We start from the raw sequence: 20,696 nt of genomic DNA, 5'->3' as shown, positions 1-20,696 counted from the left end.
TTGGCACTGACAATTCATCGACACACTGTTGAGTTCTCAAAGAACACGCCCAACGCGGCCCGCACCGCCCAACGAACCCCGAAGAATTCGTAGTGTTTTTGGCGGATTGGATACCTTCGCAGGCAACCGTTCCAGGTTACATCCTCGCTCTCCGCCTGTCAAGGCGGGCTGCTCGGAGCAACCGTTCTAGCTTAGCAGACCGGATTCTCGTCCGCAACTCGCCTTCCGGCGGGCCGCGGCCGGACTCGGTCTGAGTCCGCCGCACCACATGGGAGAGCCTCACGAACCCGCCGTGAAGCGCGTTCGAGATCGTAGGTTCTCTTCCGTGGTGGCCAGCGCGATGATCGTTTCCGATCAGTCCCGGTTTCCGACATCCGGTGGCGGCTTCGAAATCCCAGCTAGAAGCTGGTCTCGGTGGGCCCTCCGGGCGGCGCCGTGGCGCGCTGACTTGAAATAAGTTACACACATCGAGCGCAGTACACAAATCGGCAGGTCAGGGGTGGGAAACATGCGCGTCTTCCGCGCTGTTCCGCGCCCGCAGTGGCTACCGAGTCAGGAAACCCGCTCGATCCGCCCGCCCAGCGCGGTCAGCACCCCCACGAAGTTCGGATATCCGCGGTCGATGTGGAAGACGTCGTGCACCTCGGTCACCCCGTCGGCGCACAGGCCCGCCAGCACCAGGCCCACGCCGGCACGGATGTCGGTCGACCAGACGGGCGCGCTCGAGAGCTGCTCCACTCCCCTGATCACGGCGTGATGACCGTCGGTGCGGGCATCCGCACCCAGCCGCACCATCTCCTCGACGAAACGGAACCGCGCCTCGAAGACGTTCTCGGTGATCATCGACGTGCCGTCCGCGACGCACGCCATGCCGATGGCCATCGGCTGCAGGTCGGTCGGGAATCCCGGGAACGGGAGGGTCGCCACGTTCACGGCGTGCGGACGTTCGGGCGAGGCGATGCGGAAACCGTCGGCACGCTCGGTGACCGTGGCGCCGGCGTCCTGCAGCTTCTGCAGGACGACACCCAGCGTGTCGGGGGCGATCCCGTTCACCGTGATGTCGCCGCGGGTCATCACCGCGGCGAATCCCCACGTGGCCGCCACGATGCGGTCGCCGATCACCCGGTGCTCCGTGGGGTGCAGCTTCTCCACTCCCCGCACCATCAGGGTGTCGGTCCCGATCCCCTCGATATCGGCACCCATCTGCACCAGCATCGTGCACAGATCCACGATCTCCGGCTCGCGGGCCACATTGCTGATCACGGTGAGACCGCTGGCGAGAACCGCCGCCATGAGGATGTTCTCCGTGGCCCCCACCGAGGGGAACTCCAGCGTGATCTCCGCACCGGTCAGCGAATCCGCCTGAGCCACAACGCATCCGTGCTCGATCGAGCTCGTGGCACCGAGGGCGCGCAACCCGGACTGGTGCATGTCCAGGGGGCGCGATCCGATCGCGTCGCCACCCGGGAGCGCCACCACGGCGCGGTGCTCGCGCGCCATCAGCGGGCCCAGCACGCACACCGAGGCGCGGAACTGCTTGACCGCGTCGAAGTCCGCGCGGTGATTGAGCACGGCCGGCGTGGTGATGCGCGCCGTGTCCCCGTCGAGCTCCACCTCCGCACCGAGACCGCGCAGGACGTCCGCCATCAGGGGCACGTCCAGGATCTCGGGGCAATTGGTGAGCACCGACGTGCCCTCCGCGAGCAACGCCGCCGCCATCAGTTTGAGGACGCTGTTCTTCGCGCCGCCCACGGTGACCTCGCCGGTCAACCGGGCTCCGCCATGCACTAGAAACTTCTCACCCACGGCCCTCACCCTAGGGCACTGCGGCGAACGGACACATCTCACCGCGACGAGCCGCGTCCCGTCGCCACGGCGATACCCTGGACCTATGGCGGTACACCTCACCCGGATCTACACCCGGACCGGAGACGACGGGACCACCGGTCTCGGCGACTTCTCCCGGGTTCCGAAGTCCGATGCGCGCCTGCGGGCGTACGCCGATTGCGACGAGGCGAACGCCGCCCTGGGGGTGGCGGTCACCGTCGGCGCTCCCCCACCGGAGTTGGCCGCGGTCCTGCTCCGGATCCAGAACGACCTGTTCGACGTGGGCGCGGACCTGTCCAACCCGATCGTCGACGACCCCGAATACCCGCCCCTGCGGGTGACGCCCGATTACATCGAGCGGCTCGAGGGCTGGTGCGACGAGTACAACGCCGATCTCCCCAAGCTGGATTCGTTCGTGCTGCCCGGCGGTACCCCCTTGGCCGCCTACCTGCACGTGGCGCGCACGGTGGTGCGCCGGGCGGAGCGGTCGGCGTGGGAAGCGGTCGCCGAACACGGCGAGACGGTCTCGGTGCTGCCGGCGAAGTACCTCAACCGGCTCTCGGACCTGTTGTTCATCCTGTCCCGCGTGGCCAATCCCGACGGAGATGTGCTCTGGCGGCCGGGCGGCGAGCGGGACTGAGCCCTACTCCAGCCGCTGGCGGCGCGGCGAGGGCCGCGACTCGAGCCAGGACTGGAAGGCGGTCAGACCGTCCCTCGCGAAGGCGAGCTCGGTCTCCCCGTCGGGCGTGGCCGCGTGGACGATCACCATATCGGGATCGATCACATCGAGTTCGGTGCCCGACGGTGCGCGGCGACCGATGATCTCGGTCTCGCCGCGCGGCAAGGTCCAACTGGGGCCGAGCCGAATGCTGGTGAGCCGGTAGTACTTCAGCTCGTGATCGTCGTACCGGAGGGTGCCGTGGCGCCAGCCCTGCTCGGGCTGCGCGGGCAGATAACGGAGGATGATCGGGACGCCGGCGACGCGGAGGCTGTAGAGCCGCAGGGCGATCACCGCACCGACGGCGAGCAGCACGAGGATGAGGACAGCCGCGCCGAAGACCGCTACGCCCACATCCACCTGATCGCCACCCTTCGCACCTCTACCGCGGATACGCGAAAGCCGGTGGCCCGTTCACCGGGCCACCGGCTTCACGCTGCTATCTCTACTCTACTTGCCCGCGAGGTATTCGAGGGCGCGCAGCCGTCCCTGCGCCACCACCTGCTCGTCGGACCCGTCCGGCGCGGCGTCCAGCTCGCGACGCACCGTGGCCTCGTCCAGCGACGAAGCCCACTCGGCGCCGTCGGCCAGGACCGTGACCTTCTCGCCCGTCACCGAGAGGAACCCTCCGCGGATGGCGGCGGCGAGTCGCTCGCCGGCCGTCGTCTGGATGGCGACAGCGCCACCCTGGACGAGCTGGCCGAACAGCGGCTCGTGATGAGCCAGGACACCCAGCTCACCCTCCGTGGTCTGGGCGATGACGTAGCTCGCCTCGCCCGACCACAGCCGCTCCTCGACGGAGACGACCTCTACCTGAAATGCCGTGTCAGCCAATTGAAGGTCACTTCCCGGCGATCTTCTTCGCGGCCGCCTCGACGTCGTCGAGACCACCACAGCTGTTGAACGCCTGCTCGGGCAGGTGATCGAACTCGCCCTTGCACACGCGGTCGAAGGCCTCGATGGTGTCGGCCAGCGGCACGACCGAGCCCTTCTCGCCGGTGAACTTCTCGGCGACGATGAAGTTCTGGCCGAGGAACTTCTGGATACGGCGAGCGCGCTGCACCGTGACCTTGTCCTCTTCCGAGAGCTCATCCATACCGAGGATGGCGATGATGTCCTGCAGCTCCTTGTACTTCTGCAGGATGCGCTTGACCTCGTTGGCCACGCGGAAGTGGTTGTCGCCCACGATCGAGGCCTCGAGGATGCGCGAGGTCGACGTCAGCGGATCCACGGCGGGGTAGATACCCAGCTGCGAGATCGGACGCGAGAGCTCGGTGGTCGCATCGAGGTGCGCGAAGGTGGTGGCCGGCGCCGGGTCGGTGTAGTCGTCGGCGGGCACGTAGATGGCCTGCAGCGACGTGATGGACCGGCCCTTGGTCGAGGTGATGCGCTCCTGGAGCTCACCCATCTCGTCCGCCAGCGTCGGCTGGTAACCCACGGCCGAAGGCATACGACCCAGCAGGGTCGAGACCTCGGAACCGGCCTGCGTGAACCGGAAGATGTTGTCGATGAACAGCAGCACGTCCTGGTGCTGGACATCGCGGAAGTACTCGGCCATGGTCAGGGCCGAGAGGGCGACGCGCATACGCGTGCCCGGCGGCTCGTCCATCTGACCGAACACCAAGGCGGTGTCCTGAAGAACGCCCATCTCCTCCATCTCGAGGTGGAGGTCGGTGCCCTCACGAGTACGCTCGCCGACGCCCGCGAACACCGAGGTGCCCGAGAACTCGCGCGCGATACGGGTGATCATCTCCTGGATCAGAACGGTCTTGCCGACGCCGGCACCACCGAACAGACCGATCTTGCCGCCCTTGACGTACGGGGTCAGCAGGTCGATGACCTTGATGCCCGTCTCCAGGATCTCGGTCTTACCCTCGAGCTGATCGAAGGCCGGGGGCTTGCGGTGGATGCCCCACTGCTCGCCGTCACGGCCGAGTCCGGGGGTGTCCAGGCAGTCGCCGAGGGCGTTGAAGACGTGGCCCTTGACGACATCGCCGACGGGCACGCGGATCGGGAAGCCCGAGTCGGTGACGTCGGTGCCGCGGACCAGGCCGTCGGTGGGCTGCATCGAGATGGCGCGCACCAGGTTGTCGCCCAGGTGCTGCGCGACCTCGAGGGTCAGCGTCTTGGCCACGGACGGGAGGGTGATCTCCGCGTGCAGGGCGTTGAACAGGTCGGGAACGGCGCCGCGCGGGAACTCGATGTCGACGACGGGGCCGATGACCCGCGTCACGCGACCGGTGGCCGCAGCGGTGCCCGCCGACGCGGGCTGGGTAGCTGTAGTCATACTTTCTAATCCCGTTTCTTAGTTTGCGAGGGCGCCGGCGCCACCGACGATTTCGCTGATTTCCTGGGTGATCTGCGCCTGACGGAGCTGGTTGGCCTCACGGGAGAGCGAGACAGCCAGATCGTTGGCGTTGTCGGTGGCCGCCTTCATGGCCGTACGACGCGCGGCGTTCTCGGACGCCGCGGAGTCGAGCAGGGCCGCGAAGACGCGGGTGGCGATGTACTTCGGCAGCAGGGCCGACAGCAGCGTGTCCGCACCCGGCTCGAAGGTGAAGTTCCGCTCCGGACCGTCGTCGGTCGCCGTGTCGTCGGCCTCCTCGACCACGAGGGGCGCCATCCGGCGAACCTCGGGGGTCTGCGAGAGCATCGACACGAAGCGCGTGTACACGATGTGCAGCTCGTCGACGCCGTGCGTCTCCGTGCCGTCGATCGTCACGTACTCGTCCGAGCCGGCCTCGAAGAGCTTCACCAGCGTCTCGGTCGCGGCGACCGCGTCCGTGTGGTGCGGCTGCTGCGAGAAACCGGTCCACGATCCGGCGACCTGCTGGCCGCGGAAGGTGAAGTAGTCGAGCCCCTTCTGTCCCATGGTGTACAGGACGGGCTCCTTGCCCTCCGACTTCAGCAGCTCGATGAGCTCGCGCGTCTCACGCAGCACGTTCGAGTTGTAGCCGCCGCACATGCCGCGGTCCGAGCTCACCACGAGGATCGCGGCGCGCTTGGCCTTCGGGCGCTCGGTCAGCAGCGGGTGATCGAGCGAACCCGACTTGCTGGCGAGCTCGGAGAGGACCGCGGTCATCTCCTCGGAGTAGGGCTTGGCGGCCGCCACTCGCGCCTGCGCCTTGGTGATCCGCGAGGTCGCGATCAGCTCCTGCGCCTTGGTGATCTTCTTGGTCGAGTTGACCGACCGGATCCGCGAGCGCAGCTCTCGGATACTAGCCATTGCGCTTGACCTTGATCGTCTCCTGCTCGACGTCCTCGGCGGGGAGGGCGTCCGCGTCCGCCTCGTTCACCACGCGCGAACCGTCGGAGGCGAGGAAGCTCTGCTTGAACTTGTCGGTCTCGGCCTCGAGGATCTTGGCCTGGTCCTTCTCGAGCACCTTGCCGCCCGCGATGGACTCGTACACGCCCGAGGCGGCGTGGTGCAGGTGGCTCAGCAGCTCGGCGTCGAAGCGACGGACGTCGTCGACCGGCACCGAGTCGTAGAAGCCCTCACCGCAGAGGTAGATCGAGACGATCTCGTCCTCGACGGAGACAGGGCTGTACTGGTCCTGCTTGAGCAGCTCGACCCAGCGGGCGCCACGGGCCAGCTGCGCCTTCGAGGCGTCGTCGAGGTCCGAGGCGAAGGCCGAGAAGGCCTCCAGCTCACGGAACTGGGCCAGCTCCAGACGCAGCGAGCCCGAGACCTTCTTCAGGCCCTTGGTCTGCGCGGCGCCACCGACGCGGGACACCGAGGTACCGACGTTGATCGCGGGGCGGACGCCCTTGTTGAACAGGTCGGACTCGAGGAAGACCTGGCCGTCGGTGATCGAGATGACGTTGGTCGGGATGAACGCCGAGACGTCGTTGGCCTTGGTCTCGATGATCGGCAGCGCCGTCATCGAACCGCCGCCGAGGGCGTCGGACAGCTTCGCCGAACGCTCCAGCAGGCGCGAGTGCAGGTAGAAGACGTCACCCGGGTAGGCCTCGCGGCCCGGCGGGCGGCGCAGCAGCAGCGAGATGGCGCGGTAGGCCTCGGCCTGCTTCGACAGGTCGTCGAAGACGATGAGGACGTGCTTGCCCTGGTACATCCAGTGCTGGCCGAGGGCCGAGCCGGTGTACGGGGCGAGCCACTTGAAGCCGGCCGAGTCGGACGCGGGAGCGGCCACGATGGTGGTGTACTCCATGGCGCCGGCCTCGTCGAGCGCGGCCTTCACGCCGGCGATCGTCGAGCCCTTCTGGCCGATGGCGACGTAGATGCAGCGGACCTGCTTGGTCGGGTCGCCGGTCTCCCAGTTCGCCTTCTGGTTGAGGATCGTGTCGACGCAGACGGCGGTCTTGCCGGTCTTGCGGTCGCCGATCACCAGCTGGCGCTGGCCGCGGCCGATGGCGGTCATGGCGTCGATGGCCTTGATGCCGGTGGCGAGCGACTCCTCCACGGGCTGGCGCTCGAGCACGGTGGCGGCCTGCAGCTCGAGGACTCGCTGCTCCTCGGCCTCGATGTCGCCCAGGCCGTCGATCGGCTGACCCAGCGGGTTCACCACGCGGCCCAGGAACTTGTCGCCCACGGGCACGGACAGCACGTCGCCGGTGCGGCGGACCTGCTGGCCCTCCTCGAGCGACTCGTAGTTACCGAGGATGACGGCGCCGATCTCGTCCTCGTCGAGGTTCAGGGCCACGCCGAGCACCCCACCGGGGAACTCGAGCAGCTCATTCGCCATCGCGCCGGGCAGACCCGTCACGTGGGCGATGCCGTCGGCGGTATCGGAGACGGTGCCGATCTCCTCGCGGGAGGCGTCGGCCTCGAACGTCGAGACGTACTGCTCGATCGCGCCCTTGACGTCGTCGGTTGAGATCGTCAACTCAGCCATGAGTACTCGTTTCCCTCTTTTGTGTTCTGGGTGGAAGTTTGTGTGTGTTAACGGGGCAGCTGCTCGGCGGCCTTGTCGAGCCGCGACGCGATGTCGGCCTCGATGACCTCGTTGCCCACCGTGATGCGCAGGCCGCCCAGGAGCTCGGGGACGACCTCGGTCTGCACCGCGATCTTGCGCTGGTAGATGCGGGCCAGCAGGTCCGCGGTGCGGGTCCGCTGGGCATCGGTGAGCGCGACGGCCGATTCGACCACCGCGACCGACTCGCCGCGCCGGGCGGCGGCCAGCTCGGCGATCGACGCCACGGCGGCGTCCACGCGTCCGACGCGCACCAGGCGCACCGTCTGGCGCAGCAGCGCCTGGGTGAACGGATTCACCTTGCCGCCGAAGACCTTGTCCAGCAGCGCGATCCGCGCGGCTGCAGGTGCCCGGGTGTCGGACAGAGCGGCGGTGAGCTTCGGCTCGCTCTCGAGGATGCGTCCCGCGCGGAACAGCTCGTCCTCGGTCTCGTCGAGCTTGCCGGCACGCTCGGCGCCGAGCAGCACGGCCACGCGGGCCTGGCGCTCGATCGCGGTCACGAAGTCGGCGGGCGAGGACCACTTGGACGCGGCGGCGTCCTGGACGAAGGCCGCGGCCTCGTCGCTGATCTTGCCGCCGAACAGGTTCGAGACCAGCTGACGCTTCGCCTCGGGGGCCTCCGCCGACTCGGCGAGGTGCTTGCGCAGCACCGGCTGCTCGTTGAGCACGTTCACCACATCGGCCAGATCGTCGGCGACCTTGGCCAGCGCGGCCTCCTCGACGGAGGCGGTGCGCTGATCGAAGCCGGCGGCCAGCTGACGCAGCGCGTCGCGGCTGGCGGCGCGCAGCGAACGGGTGCCGATGCGATCGGCCTCGGTCACGCGCACCTCGTCGGCGCCCTGGGTCATCGACTCGAGCTCGGTGAGCGAGCGGTCGACCGATGCGGACTGGTTGGCGGGGTCGGCGAGGTGGCTGCGGACGAGCTGTCCGGCCACGTCGACGGCCTCGGTGCCGAGCTCGGCACGGTAGCCGCGCACGAGGTTGCTGCGGTTCAGCGAGACCTGGCCCTGGCCGTGCTCGCCGATCCGGGCGACCTCGCGCTCGGTCTGGAGGCGCAGCTCCTCGCGGATGGCGTCCGCGTCGCCGCGGGCCTCGTCGCGGATCTGGCTGCCCTCACGGGCCGCGTCCTCACGGGCGCGATCGCCGGCCTGGCCGGCCTGCGACAGCTTCTCCTGCGCGGTGCGCGACTCCTCCAGCTGCGCGCGGACGGTGTCCTGGCGCTCCTTCATGAGTCGCTTCACCACGGGGACGACGTACTTCCACAGGACGAAGAGGATGACCGCGAAAGCGATGAGGTTACCGATCAATACGCCCATCTAGTTCTTCACCACCTTCTGGTTCGAGATCTCATCCAGCTTCGTCTTGAGGGCCGGGTCCTGCGTCACGTCGAAGCCGAGCACGCGGCTCGCCAACGACGCCGAGAGCGGAGCGAGATCGGTCCGTGCCGCCGCGGCCGCGGAATCGCCCGCGGCGCGCAGCTGCTCGGTCTTCTCGCGCGTGATCGCATCCGCCTCGGCGCTGGCCCGCTGCTTCTGCTCCTCCATCGAAGCGCGGCCGGTGGCGCGCGCCTCGTCGCGGATGCTGCCGGCCTCGCCCCGAGCGGAGGCGAGCCCCGCGCGGTACTCGGCCTCGGCGTCCTCGAACCCCTTGGCCGCCGCGCGACCGTCGTTCGCGGTCTGGTTGATCATCTTCTCGCGATCATCCAGGACCTGCTGAATCGAAGGGGCCACGAAGAACCAGATCACCGCGAGCACGATCAGGAAGATGATCAGGCACGCAAAGAAGGTTCCCGTTGTGGGGAGTAGAAAGTTATCCGCAGCGAGCTGCATGACGTCAGTCCCGTTTCTCTGGAATGGAATCAGCCGAGGGGGTTCGCGAAGACGAACAGAGCCATGAAGGCCAGGTTGATGAAGTACGCGGCCTCGACCAGACCAACAGTGATGAAGAACGGGGTCATCAGGCGGCCCTGGGCCTCCGGCTGCCGCGCGATGCCGGCGACGAGCTGGGAACCGGCGAGACCGTTACCGATACCGGCGCCGATGGCGCCGCCACCCATGATCAGGCCGCCGCCGATGAGGGCACCCTGCGCGATGTTCGGATCCATTTATCTTTTCCCTTTCGGTTTCTGGTAGTCGGCCTACCAGGGTCTATGCAGCCGTGGCCCGGTGCGGGCCACGACAAGTCAGTGGTGGTCCGTCTTCTCCATGGCAGTGGAGAAGTACAGGATGGTCAGCAGCGAGAAGATGAACGCCTGGATGAGGCCGACGAAGAGCTCGAAGGACTTCCACAGGGAGTTCGGGAACCACAGCACGTAGGCCGGCAGCATCGCGATGACCGCGACCATGACGGTGCCGGCGAAGACGTTGCCGAACAGTCGCAGGGCCAGCGAGAGCGGCTTGGAGACGAGCTCCTCGATCACGTTGATCGGCGCCAGGCCGATCGCGTGGCCCCGGACCACCTTCGCCGGGTAGCCGAGCGCGCCGTGCGTGCGGAAACCGGCGGCGTGGTAGCCGATGTAGACGACCAGCACGAGCGCGTACACGAAGCTCACGTCGGCGGCCGGGGGCAGGAAGATCTCAGCGGGCTTACCGTCCGGGCCGGTGTACTGCTGCGGCAGCACGGCCAGCCAGTTGGCGGCCAGGATCAGCGTGAACAGCGCGATGGCCAGCGGCAGCAGGAAGGGTGCGACGCGCATGCCGATCGCGGACTCGATCTGCCCGCGGAGCTGAATGGTGATGGCCTCCCAGAACAGCTGCACACCGCTCGGCACGCCGGTCGAGGTGACCTTCGCCTTGAGGATGAACGCCAGGATGAGGACGATCGTGGCCGCGATGGCCGTGGCGAGGACGGTGTCCCAGTGGAAGGTGATCCCGAAGATCTCGATCGCCTTGTAGTGGGCGACGTTGATACCGCCGCCACCCTCGGCTAGCTGAATCGTGTTCATGACTGCTGGCGAAGCCCTTTCAGAACGGGAATGACGGTGTTCAGGACGAGGACGATCTGACCGACCGCGAGGCCGAAGATCACGCCCAGCCCATCGGGCCGGAAGAAGTAGGCGATCACGATCGCGATGACCGAGACCACGCCGAGGCGCACCATCGAGTTGACGGCGACCGGAGTCTTGCGGGGCTCGTCCTCGGCGGTGACCGTGGCCACCTTGAGAACGGCGAGCTTCGCATTGAGCACGGCCAACAGACCGCCGACCAGGAACCAGGCGGCGAACCAGGGATGCCCGAGGGCGGTACCGATGCCACCGGCGACCACGGTCAGACCGACCATGATGACGATGGGATTGATCATGCTCACGCCGACAGGCCGCTGCTGTGCCTCGTCAACGGAGGGGGCTGGCGTCGTCATGTCCCCTCCTTCGGGGTCTGGGGCGCGGCCCTGATCAGGGCGCTGCGACCGGCGGCGTCTGCCGAATCCGCGACATGGGTCACATCACGAATTCTTTGTGATTCGCTGAGACTCTACCAAGAAGTAGGGACGCTCCCCACACGGGGCCCGTCGCTCGATCTCACCGATCAACTACAACCGATAGTACTACATAACGGTCGTACTTTATAACCGGGTATCGACTCCGGATGAGGCGCTTGACCTCCGCGTTTCGGAATAGCGTTCGCGGAGCCTCGGCACGATTCGCGGCACCACGGTGAACACCAGCGCACTCAACAGCCCGGCCCCGAACAGTGGCGCGACGAGCGTGGGCGGCAGCAGCGTGGAGGCCGCGGCACTCAGGCCCAACACACCCACCCACAGGTAGATGACCACCACCACCCGCCGCTGGCTGTGTCCCAGCTGCAGCAGCCGGTGATGCAGATGCATCTTGTCGGCGGTGAACGGATGGACACCGGCGCGCGTGCGGCGCACCACCGCCAACAGCAGGTCGAGCATGGGCACGAACATCACCGCCACCGCGAGCAGCAGCGGCAGGAGAAGCGTGAACATATCGGTCGCGCCGTAGGCGTTGGCGGAGATCCGCCCCGTGGCCGAGGTCGAGGCCGCCGCGAGAGTGAGCCCCAGCAGCATCGAGCCCGAGTCGCCCATGAAGATGCGGGCGGGCTGGAAGTTGTGCGGCAGGAATCCCATGCACGCACCGAACAGGGCGGCGGCGATCATCGCGGGCGGATACGACGGTGCGTCGCCCCCCGAGTCGAGCATCAGGCCGAGCGAGAACACCAGGATCGAGAGCGCGGCGATCGCCGCGACGCCCGCCAGCAGACCGTCGAGCCCGTCGATGAAGTTGAGGGCGTTGATGGTGGCCACGGTGAGCAGCACCGTGAGCAGGCCGGCCTCGAGCTGGCCGAGCACCACGGTGGTGTTCGCGATGGGGTTGTAGATGACGTTCCAGGACACCCCCATCACCACGAGCACGCCGGCCGCGAAGATCTGGCCCACGAGTTTGGTGAGCGCGTCGATGCCCCAGCGGTCGTCGATGACGCCGACCAGCACGATGACGCCGCCGGCCACGACCACCGCGATCACATCGCGGGAGTAGACGAAGCCGCGGGTGAGCGCGGGCAGCTGTGCGGCCACGAAGATGCCGAGCGCCATCCCGATGTAGATGCCCACTCCCCCGAGTCGCGGCGTGGGCACCACGTGGACATCGCGGGTGCGCGGCACCGCGACGGCTCCGAAGCGGGTGGCGAGGACGCGCACGAGGGACGTGGCGAAGAATGTGACAACCGCAGCAGTCAATCCCACTACCAGCAATTCCCGCATCGGGATTCCAGCGCCGCCGGTCCCGATGACCGCTCCGCCCGCCGCCTCGATGTGCACGCGTGCGAATGTACTCGCACCGCCGAGGCCGGCGGCTTCGCCGGGCCGTCCGTTTGCGATAAAAGAACATCGCCACCCCGGTTGACCTGAGAAAACAGCGTCTTCGCAGCCTAGAGCGGAATTCGCTCTACTCGTCAGTAACTTCGGCCCCCGCGAAGCAGGCCAATGCCGCACATCGCCCTGCTGACCGATATAGTGTGCTCGGTCATACACCCGAGTGCGTGTCATTCGGGTCACAATTCGGCCACTGTCGAGAGGGGACGGACGCAGTGACGGAAACCGTTGCGGGGAGTGCGGGGGCCACCAAGCGGCCTTCGTATTGGTCCATCATCAGTAAGAACTTCTCCAGCACGGTCGTCGACTCGATCCGCACCATGGGCCGCGCCGTGCGGATGCTGGTCCTGACCCTGGTCTCCATGGTCAGCGACATCGCCCGCGGACGCCTGCAGTGGAAGGAAACGCTGTACCAGACCTGGTACATGATCGGCGTCACCGCCTTCCCCGGCATCCTCATCGCGATCCCCTTCGGCATCGTCATCTCGATCCAGGTCGGCAACATCATCCACCAGCTCGGCGCCGACTCCCTGTCGGGCGCCGCGGGTGGCCTGGCCGTCATCGCACAGGGCGCGCCCATCGCGACGGGCCTGCTGCTCGCCGGCGCCGGCGCCTCGGCCATCGCCGCCGACCTCGGCGCCCGCACCATCCGTGAAGAGACCGACGCCATGCGCGTGATGGGCATCAACCCCATCAACCGCCTCGTCGTGCCGCGTCTGCTCGCCGCGTGGATCGTCTCGCCGCTGCTGAACCTCCTCATCATCGGCGTGGGCACCATCGCCGGTTACCTGGTGGCGGTCGGCGGCCAGGGCGTGACCCCCGGCGCCTACTGGCTGTCCTTCGGCTCCTTCGCCCACCCGATCGACGTGTGGATCTCGCTGGTGAAGTCCGTCATCTTCGGCACGATCATCGCGATCATCGGCTGCCAGCGCGGCCTCGAGGCCAAGGGCGGCTCGCGCGGCGTGGCCGACGGCGTGAACGCCACGGTGGTCCTGTCCTTCGTCGTCATCTTCGCGGTGAACCTGCTCATCACGCAGATCACCACGATGTTCTTCCCGATGCAGGTGGGCTGACCGATGACTGACACGACTGGGACGCAACCCATTTCATTCCGGACGCAGGTGGGCTGACCGATGGCAACGATTTACCGCCCCAGGGGCACACGCTGGTTCTACAACCTGTTCGGCAGCTCGGGTAAGGCCTGGACCGGCTTCGATTCGCTGGGCCACGTGGTCTCGTTCATCGCCGAGGTCATCCGCACGGTGCCGCACGCGATCAAGCACTACCGCTCGCAGATCATGTACATCCTCACCGATATCACATGGGGCCGTGGCGCTCTCGTGGTCGGCGGCGGTACCGCGCCGGTGCTGGCGGTGCTCGGCATCACGGTGGGCGCGATCGTCGCCGTGCAGGGTTTCGCGATCCTCAACATGCTGGGCATGGGCCCGCTGACCGCCGTCGCGGCCAGCTTCGCCAACACCCGCGAGTTCGCTCCCCTGCTCGCCGGCGTCGGCTTCGCCGCGCAGGCCGGCTGCCGCATGACCGCCGAGATCGGCGCGATGCGCATCAACGAGGAGATCGACGCGCTCGAGTCACTCGGCCTGCGCTCGGTGTCCTTCGTCGTGACCACCCGCGTCCTCGCGGGGCTGGTGGCCGTGATCCCCGTGTACCTGATCACGCTGATCCTGTCCTGGCTCTCCTGTGCCTGGATGGTGACCACGGTGTACGGGATGCCCACGGGCACGTACCAGCACTACTTCAGCCAGTTCGTCAGTGCCTCCGACATCTTCTTCTCCGTGATCAAGGTGGCCGTCTTCCTCGTCGCGGTGATCATCATTCACTGCTACCAGGGCTTCTTCGCCTCCGGCGGACCCGAGGGCGTGGGCACGGCATCCGGGCGCGCGATCCGCGCCAGCCTCGTCGCCGTCGTCATCCTCAACCTCGTCATGACCGTCGCGCTGTGGGGCTTCAGCTCCCCGGTCTACTTCAAGGGGTAAAAGCTATGGGAGTCGTCTCCGTTCCCGGAATGTCGATCGACCGGTCCGTACTGCGGCGCCGGGGCCTGATCGCCGCCGCCGTCATCCTGGTGATCGCGCTCATCGTGTGGATCGCCCAGGCGTTGTGGCCCAAGGACGAGTTCTCGTTCACGCTGCGCACGCCGTCCGTGGCCGCCGGCATCGTCGACGGTGCGCCCGTGCGCATCCAGGGCGTGCAGGTGGGCGAGGTGACCGACGTCAAGGCCGTCTCCAACGGCCAGCAGGGTGTCACCGTCACCATGAAGTCGGCCGACGGCGAGTCGCTGACCAACAACCTCGAGGCCGCGTTCTCGGCGGGCAACCTGTTCGGCGTCTCCGAGGTCATCCTCACGCCGCGCGACGGCGGCGGCGCCCTCAAAGCGGGGTCGACGATCGCGCCCACCAAGCAGATCACCGACAACACCGTCTCGAACATGATCGTCACCATCGGCGACGTCAACAACGACGCCCTGCGGCCGAACATGAGCTCGATCCTGCTGAACTTCGACGCCTCGTCGAAGGCGATGCTCCCGCTGTTCACCGCCCTCGGCAATGTCGCGCAGGCGGTGCAGGACACCCAGCGGCTGAGCACCGCGCAGACCTTCCCGCTGGTCACGCAGACGCTGATGAGCGCGGACTCCTCGATCGGTCAGGTGCTCCCCGCGATCCGGACCCTGTTCAACTTCGCGCCGATCCACGACAAGGGCTGGGTCAACCAGGGCACGGCCACGCTCGACGCGATCACCAACAACAAGGACAGCCTCAGCGCCGCCCTGCAGAAGATCCTCGATCCGAAGGCCCTGAACGGCCTGCAGATCGCGACCCCTATGCTGGTGAACCTCATGCAGCCGCTGCTCAACGCCTTCCCGAACGGAAGCGCCACCGGCGTCGGCATCCAGATCGGCCAGTTGCTCGACAACGTGCGCAAGGCCATGCCGAACACCCCGAACGGCCCGGTCCTCAACGTGCGCCTGTCCGTCGACTTCCCCGCGATCGGTGCCGCCCTGCCGCCGGCCCCCACGTTCACCTACGTGCCGCCGACGCCGGGCGCCAAGCCCGATGCCAAGCCCGCCGATCCGAAGGCGACGCCGGCACCCGGCCGCCCCGCGGCGAAGCCGACCACGAGCACCCCGACCCCGAAGCCAGGGAGCTGACCCGAGCATGAAGTCCATAAAGTCAACGGCCATCAAGATCGTGGTCTTCGCGGCCCTGATGATCCTGATCCTGGTGCTCATCATGCAGGCGCTCACGCGTCCGCCGGCGGGCAAACTCGACACCTTCCACGCCGATTTCAAGGACGTCTCCGGCCTCAAGGTGGGTGACGATGTGCGCATGCTCGGTGTGCAGGTGGGCAAGGTGACCGATGTCGCGGTCAAGCAGTCCTCGGATCACCGCCTGTCGAACGCGGCGGTCTCGTTCACCGTGCAGCGCGACCGCAAGTTCCGCGCCGACGACATCCTCGCCATCCGGTACCAGAACCTCACCGGCTCCCGGTTCCTCGAGGTCCAGACCAATGCCAAGAGCACCGCGCCCGTGGTGCAGGCCGGTTCGACCATCGACGAGAAGCAGACGCAGTCCTCGTTCGACATCACCACGGTCTTCGTCGGCCTCAAGCCCGTGCTGTCCACGCTCAACGCCGACGACATCAACCATCTGTCGCAGTCGGTGCTCGCGGTGATCCAGGGCAATGGCGACGGCCTCGGCCCGCTGCTGGGCTCGCTCGACAAGCTGATGACGGTCACCAACGACCGCCAGCGCGTGCTCACCCAGCTGATCACGAACCTCGGCTCCATCTCGCAGACCATCGGCGGCGCCTCCCCCGGCCTGACCAAGGTGATCACCGAGCTCGAACTGTTCGCGCGCACGCTGGCGAGCAACGTGGACTCGATGCGCGAGTGGTCGGACAAGACCTCCGGCGTGGTCAGCCGCACCAACGCGCTGCTCGCCGCGCTCGGTCTCACCCCGAACGAGAACCCCCCGCTCGATGCGATCGTGAGCAACGCGATGCCGCTCGCCGAGCAGGCGGTCAATGCGCTGGCCACCCTCCCGGGCATCGTCCAACTGCTCAACGAGGGCACTCGCCCGGAGGCCAACGGTGCCGTCTCCCTCAAGTGCACCAACGGTCAGGCGAAGCTGCCCGGCATGATGAATCTGTTCGTCGCGGGTCAGAAGGTGACGGTATGCAACGCAAAGTGAACCTCTTCAACCGGCCGATGCCGACGGCGACGCAGGAACGCCGGAACCAGTTGAACTGGGGCATCTTCGGCGCGGTCGCCACGATCATCATCCTCGCCATCGCCGGCTACCTGTTCGTCTTCCAGCCCGGCACCAAGGAGTACGCCGCCGACTTCAAGGAGGCGCAGGCCGTGCAGAGCGGCGTGGACGTCCGCGTCGCCGGAATCAGCGTCGGCAAGGTCTCCGATGTCGAGCTCCTCGACGACCGTGTGCGCGTGAAGTTCCGCGTCGACAACGACATCTTCCTCGGTGACGCCACCACCGTCTCGATGAAGATGCTCACCACCGTCGGCGGCTACTACATGGCGCTCAACCCCATGGGCACGGCCGATCTGGGCAGCAAGCCGATCCCGCCGGAGCGGGTCACCATGCCCTACAGCCTGCTCGAGACCTTCCAGGCCGCCACGCCCAAGGTCGAGAAGCTCCAGGCCACCCCGATCCGCCAGTCGATGAGCGATCTCAACGACGCACTGGAGGAGCAGCCGGAGGCGATCCGCAACACCATCGGCACGTTCAACCGGATGCTCGACAACATCCTGCGCCAGCAGGATCAGGCCGGCGACTTCGTCAAGGTGATGGCCGAGTACTCCACCACGGTGAACAACAACGGCCAGCTGCTGCTGTCGCTGATGCGGAACATGAGCATGTTCTTCGCGGCCGCCGAGGTGAACCTCGCGGGCTTCAAGAGCTACCTCACCAACACCACCCAGCTGGTGCAGCGCCTCGCTCCCCTGCTGAACGTGTACCTCAACAACGTCGATCCGCTGGCGAGCCGGTTCGACGCACTCGTGGCCAAGGCCCGGGAACTGGTCAAGCAGGCCGATCCGGCGATCAAGAACGCCAAGGAGATGCTCGCCAACCTGCAGAAGACGATCGCGCCCGACGGCACGATCCAGATGAACCAGTCGGAGCGCACCTTCCTCGCCACCAACGTCTGCATTCCGACCCCGGGGGTGTCCTGCTGATGCGTAAGTTCCTCGCTTCCCGCGGCGCGATGTCGGCGCTGGTCGTCATCGTGGCCGTCGTGGCCGTGGTGGGCGGCTTCTCGATCAAGAACCTGACCACGAAGACGCAGGCGTACTGCGCCGAGCTCGACAACTCCGTCGGCCTGTACACGGGTAACACCGTGGCCCAGTTCGGCTACCCGATCGGCAAGATCACCGACATCACGCCGAACGGCAGCACCACCCGCGTCGGCTTCGAGATCCCCGCCGACCGCAAGCTGCCCACCAACGTGGGCGTGGTCGCGGTCGCCGATTCGCTGGTGGCCCAGCGGCGCATCGAGCTGCTCGAGACCTACCAGGGCGGGCCCACGTGGCAGCCCGGCACCGGCAAGTGCATCACCAACACCAAGACCCCGCTGTCGATCACCGAATCGCTGCAGGCCGTCTCGAACGTGGTCAACGACCTCACCAAGGCCGGCGGCGACGACGAGTTCAAGAAGGCCATGGCGTCGATCCCGGCGCTGAACAAGGCCACCCAGGGCACCGGCCCGCAGGTCTCCGAGGCCACCAACAAGCTCGGTGAGCTGATGCGCAACCCCGGCCCCGGCATGGGCGATGTGGCGGCGATCCTCGACGCCTTCGCTCCCGCGTCGGACGGCCTGGTGCAGAACTGGGGCGAGATGCGCGACTTCTTCACCAAGTACGCGTTCCGGATCAAGAACGTGGGCGAGCCGCTGATGGACACCGGTATCGGCGCCTTCCCGCAGCTGGTCCCGCTGCTGAAGACCCTGTCCACCATCTTCGACAAGTACGGCGCGTTCATCGCCCCGCTGCTGGAGATCACGGTGCCCACCACCACGGTGCTCGCCGCCACCAGCAAGCAGTTCGGTGATCTGCTGAACATCCTGCCGCCGCTGATCCGGGCCTTCCAGGTGAGCGTCGATAAGAAGACGCTGGCCACCAAGATCACCTACCGGCCGCCGTCAGCTCTGGTGCCGTCCAAGAATCCCGCCCAGACCTGCAACAACCTGAACCGGTTCGCACCGGGACAGTGCACCGTCGCAGACCCGGGCCACGTCAACGTGGAGCTGATCTCCACGGTCCTGCGCGCGACGGGAGCGGCGTACTGATGCGAATCCCCACCAAGAAGAGTGCCCTGCGCGTGGCGCAGGTCGGCGTGGCCACGGTGACCGCCGGCGCCCTGCTCACCGGCTGTGCCGGCACGTTCAACCCGTCGTCGATCCCCGCCCCCGGCCAGCCCGGCGGCGGCTCCGGTTACACGCTGCATCTGGACTTCTCCAACGTCCTCAACTTGCCCGACAAGGCGCGGGTGGTGTTCGACGGCGTCAACTCCGGCCGGCTGCAGAAGGTGACCCTCCAGGAGGGCAAGGCCGTCGTCGACGTCAAGATCAACGACGGTGTGCAGGTGCCGAACACGGTGACCGCGACGCTCCAGCAGGACACGATCCTCGGCGACACCTACGTGGCGCTGAAGTCGACCCCCGGCAAGCCCGGCACCGCGCTCAAGGCGGGCGACACCGTGCCGCTCGCGCAGACCAAGCCGCCCACCCAGATCGAGGACATCCTCCGGGACCTGGCGAACTTCCTCGGCAGCGGCAGCCTCATGCAGCTGCAGGACACGTTCAAGCGGATCAACGACAACCTGCCCGCGGATCCGCGGCAGCTGTCGGGCCTGATGAAGACGGTCTCGCAGACCGTCGTCGACCTGGGCGACCAGAACGACAACGTCAGCCAGGCGATCACCTCCGTGGGCAACCTCGTGAACACGGTGAACTCGAACGACGATCTGCTGGTGGCGCTGCTCAAGCCCTCGGACAACTGGCTCGGCGATTCGCTGAGCCTGACCACGGGCGCGATCCGGGTGCTCAGCCGCCTGTCGGACGCGCTCGCTCCCCTGATCTTCACCGCGCCGCTGCTGGACAGCTCGACCGCGGTGGTGGCGGGCGTGATCAAGCCGCTGATGTTCCCGGGCTGGCCGAACATGAACGGCCGGCAGGCGAATCTCGCCAACCTCGAGGATCTGCTGAAGAACAAGATCCTGCCGTTCCTCGCCAGCGGTGCGAAGGTCAACGTCAAGGAGATGGGCACCAACGGGGGCACCCCCACCGCGGAGGCCGCGCAACAGACGATCAAGAACCTTCGCATGGTGGGAGCAGTTCCGTGAAAAAGAGCACGTTCTTCAGTCTCCTCACGTTCGCGCTGGTCATGGTGCTGGGCACCGGGTACATCGCGTTCTCCGTGCTGAACTGGCGCCCGCTCACCGATTACAAGGCCGCCACGCTCAAACTCAACGACGCCAACCAGCTCCTCAAGGGCTCGTCGGTGCTGCTGCGCGGCGTGAAGGTGGGCGATGTGCAGTCGATCGACCGCCGCGACGGCAAGGTCGAGATCACGCTGCGCTACGACGGGAAGTACAAGATCCCGCAGGCCACCGGCCTGAAGATCGAGCAGCTCTCCGCCGTCGGCGAGCCGTACGTGGACTTCCTCCCGGATTCGCTCAACGGCCCGTACCTGAACGACGGCGCGGTGATCGACACGGCGAAGGTCAAGGAGCCGCTGCCGCTGCCCGAGACCTTCAAGCTGATCGCCGGGCTCACCGGCAGCATCAACTCCACCGACCTGGGCGGCATCACCACCACCCTCGCGCAGGCCACCAGCAACACGCAGGGACAGCTGCCGAACATCGAGGCGGCGGGCAACATCCTGGCGCAGACCATCATGGCGCGGATGCCGAACATCCGGCGGATGCTCGAGAACACGCAGAACTACCAGTCCGACATGTCCTGGCTGCCGACCTCGCTCAACGCCTTCGGCCCCGCGACCGCCACCTTCGTGACGAAGGACGTCGAGTTGCTCAAGGCGCTGGACATCCTCATGAAGGGTTCGGGCTCGCCCGACGTGCTCACCAAGTCGATCAACCCGTACCTGTTCAAGATCGCGCCCGATGTCAGCAAGCTGCTGGCCAACCTGGGCACGATCAACGAGCCGCTGGTGCCGGTGGTGCAGGCGATGACGGACGTCATGCCGCAGATCGACGTGGCCGCGCTACTCTCGCAAGCGTTGAAGACCGTCGGAAGCGACGGTGCGGCGAACCTCACGGTGGTGATTCCGCCGAAGAAGTAGGCGCCCGCCCATCCGGCAACGGGCCGCGACGCGGCCCACGAACCACGAC

At 67.1% G+C, this 20,696-nt stretch carries 21 protein-coding genes; 9 read left to right on the top strand and 12 right to left on the bottom strand.

Annotated features, from left to right (window positions below; genetic code table 11):
* Positions 1-552: 552 nt before the first annotated feature.
* Positions 553-1,806 (bottom strand): UDP-N-acetylglucosamine 1-carboxyvinyltransferase, encoded by a 1,254-nt coding sequence (murA, locus tag ABD108_RS20060; protein ID WP_220658379.1) that lies wholly within the window; start codon positions 1,804-1,806, stop codon positions 553-555.
* Positions 1,807-1,891: 85 nt separating this feature from the next.
* On the opposite strand from murA, the gene ABD108_RS20055 reads away from it, so the two are divergent.
* Positions 1,892-2,467, top strand: a complete 576-nt coding sequence (locus ABD108_RS20055) for a cob(I)yrinic acid a,c-diamide adenosyltransferase (RefSeq protein WP_305112659.1) — start codon at positions 1,892-1,894, stop codon at positions 2,465-2,467.
* A gap of 3 nt (positions 2,468-2,470) precedes the next feature.
* Here ABD108_RS20055 and ABD108_RS20050 read toward each other — a convergent pair whose 3' ends face one another.
* The 11 genes from ABD108_RS20050 to ABD108_RS20000 form a co-directional block, all read right to left on the bottom strand.
* A complete protein-coding gene (locus ABD108_RS20050; protein WP_255585700.1) occupies positions 2,471-2,905 on the bottom strand; it encodes a DUF2550 domain-containing protein in 435 nt (144 codons plus the stop codon).
* Positions 2,906-2,995: 90 nt separating this feature from the next.
* Positions 2,996-3,379 (bottom strand): F0F1 ATP synthase subunit epsilon, encoded by a 384-nt coding sequence (locus ABD108_RS20045; RefSeq protein ID WP_220658377.1) that lies wholly within the window; start codon positions 3,377-3,379, stop codon positions 2,996-2,998.
* A 7-nt stretch (positions 3,380-3,386) separates the two neighbouring features.
* Positions 3,387-4,832: a F0F1 ATP synthase subunit beta gene (atpD, locus tag ABD108_RS20040; protein ID WP_220658376.1), complete on the bottom strand. Its 1,446-nt coding sequence runs from the start codon at positions 4,830-4,832 to the stop codon at positions 3,387-3,389.
* A gap of 18 nt (positions 4,833-4,850) precedes the next feature.
* A complete protein-coding gene (locus ABD108_RS20035; RefSeq protein ID WP_220658375.1) occupies positions 4,851-5,771 on the bottom strand; it encodes a F0F1 ATP synthase subunit gamma in 921 nt (306 codons plus the stop codon).
* Positions 5,764-7,398: a F0F1 ATP synthase subunit alpha gene (gene atpA / locus ABD108_RS20030; RefSeq protein WP_220658374.1), complete on the bottom strand. Its 1,635-nt coding sequence runs from the start codon at positions 7,396-7,398 to the stop codon at positions 5,764-5,766. The genes ABD108_RS20035 and atpA overlap by 8 nt, the downstream gene beginning before the upstream one ends.
* A gap of 47 nt (positions 7,399-7,445) precedes the next feature.
* A complete protein-coding gene (locus ABD108_RS20025; RefSeq protein ID WP_220658373.1) occupies positions 7,446-8,792 on the bottom strand; it encodes a F0F1 ATP synthase subunit B/delta in 1,347 nt (448 codons plus the stop codon).
* Positions 8,793-9,305 carry a F0F1 ATP synthase subunit B gene (locus tag ABD108_RS20020; protein ID WP_220658372.1) on the bottom strand — a complete coding sequence of 171 codons (513 nt, stop codon included), beginning with the start codon at positions 9,303-9,305 and terminating at the stop codon, positions 8,793-8,795. It abuts the gene before it with no gap.
* A gap of 29 nt (positions 9,306-9,334) precedes the next feature.
* Positions 9,335-9,580 (bottom strand): F0F1 ATP synthase subunit C, encoded by a 246-nt coding sequence (locus ABD108_RS20015; RefSeq protein WP_220658371.1) that lies wholly within the window; start codon positions 9,578-9,580, stop codon positions 9,335-9,337.
* Between the two features lie 78 nt (positions 9,581-9,658).
* Positions 9,659-10,420: a F0F1 ATP synthase subunit A gene (gene atpB, locus ABD108_RS20010; protein ID WP_220658370.1), complete on the bottom strand. Its 762-nt coding sequence runs from the start codon at positions 10,418-10,420 to the stop codon at positions 9,659-9,661.
* Positions 10,417-10,833, bottom strand: a complete 417-nt coding sequence (locus tag ABD108_RS20005; RefSeq protein ID WP_220658369.1) for an ATP synthase subunit I — start codon at positions 10,831-10,833, stop codon at positions 10,417-10,419. The genes atpB and ABD108_RS20005 overlap by 4 nt, the downstream gene beginning before the upstream one ends.
* 204 nt (positions 10,834-11,037) lie before the next feature.
* Positions 11,038-12,198 (bottom strand): MraY family glycosyltransferase, encoded by a 1,161-nt coding sequence (locus tag ABD108_RS20000; protein WP_255585773.1) that lies wholly within the window; start codon positions 12,196-12,198, stop codon positions 11,038-11,040.
* Between the two features lie 326 nt (positions 12,199-12,524).
* On the opposite strand from ABD108_RS20000, the gene ABD108_RS19995 reads away from it, so the two are divergent.
* From ABD108_RS19995 to ABD108_RS19960, 8 genes are read left to right on the top strand one after another with little or no spacing between them, the layout of a single operon-like run.
* Positions 12,525-13,382 carry an MlaE family ABC transporter permease gene (locus ABD108_RS19995; protein WP_220658367.1) on the top strand — a complete coding sequence of 286 codons (858 nt, stop codon included), beginning with the start codon at positions 12,525-12,527 and terminating at the stop codon, positions 13,380-13,382.
* A 60-nt stretch (positions 13,383-13,442) separates the two neighbouring features.
* Positions 13,443-14,306: an ABC transporter permease gene (locus tag ABD108_RS19990; protein ID WP_220658366.1), complete on the top strand. Its 864-nt coding sequence runs from the start codon at positions 13,443-13,445 to the stop codon at positions 14,304-14,306.
* A 5-nt stretch (positions 14,307-14,311) separates the two neighbouring features.
* Entirely contained in the window at positions 14,312-15,478 is a 1,167-nt protein-coding gene (locus tag ABD108_RS19985; RefSeq protein WP_220658365.1) for an MlaD family protein, read from the top strand.
* 7 nt (positions 15,479-15,485) lie between these two features.
* Complete coding sequence (locus tag ABD108_RS19980) at positions 15,486-16,520, top strand: MlaD family protein (RefSeq protein WP_220658364.1); 1,035 nt, start codon at positions 15,486-15,488, stop codon at positions 16,518-16,520.
* Complete coding sequence (locus tag ABD108_RS19975; protein WP_220658363.1) at positions 16,505-17,524, top strand: MlaD family protein; 1,020 nt, start codon at positions 16,505-16,507, stop codon at positions 17,522-17,524. Before ABD108_RS19980 ends, ABD108_RS19975 begins: the two co-directional genes overlap by 16 nt.
* Positions 17,524-18,633, top strand: a complete 1,110-nt coding sequence (locus tag ABD108_RS19970; protein WP_220658362.1) for an MlaD family protein — start codon at positions 17,524-17,526, stop codon at positions 18,631-18,633. The genes ABD108_RS19975 and ABD108_RS19970 overlap by 1 nt, the downstream gene beginning before the upstream one ends.
* Positions 18,633-19,688 carry an MlaD family protein gene (locus tag ABD108_RS19965; RefSeq protein WP_343931204.1) on the top strand — a complete coding sequence of 352 codons (1,056 nt, stop codon included), beginning with the start codon at positions 18,633-18,635 and terminating at the stop codon, positions 19,686-19,688. Before ABD108_RS19970 ends, ABD108_RS19965 begins: the two co-directional genes overlap by 1 nt.
* Entirely contained in the window at positions 19,685-20,647 is a 963-nt protein-coding gene (locus ABD108_RS19960) for an MlaD family protein (RefSeq protein WP_343931203.1), read from the top strand. The genes ABD108_RS19965 and ABD108_RS19960 overlap by 4 nt, the downstream gene beginning before the upstream one ends.
* Positions 20,648-20,696: the final 49 nt, after the last annotated feature.

The sequence above is a fragment of the Tsukamurella strandjordii genome (assembly GCF_039525985.1).
Classification (GTDB): Bacteria; Actinomycetota; Actinomycetes; order Mycobacteriales; family Mycobacteriaceae; genus Tsukamurella; species Tsukamurella strandjordii.
The sequence above is the reverse complement of the archived record's forward strand: the minus strand, read 5'-3'. Positions and strand labels throughout refer to the sequence as shown.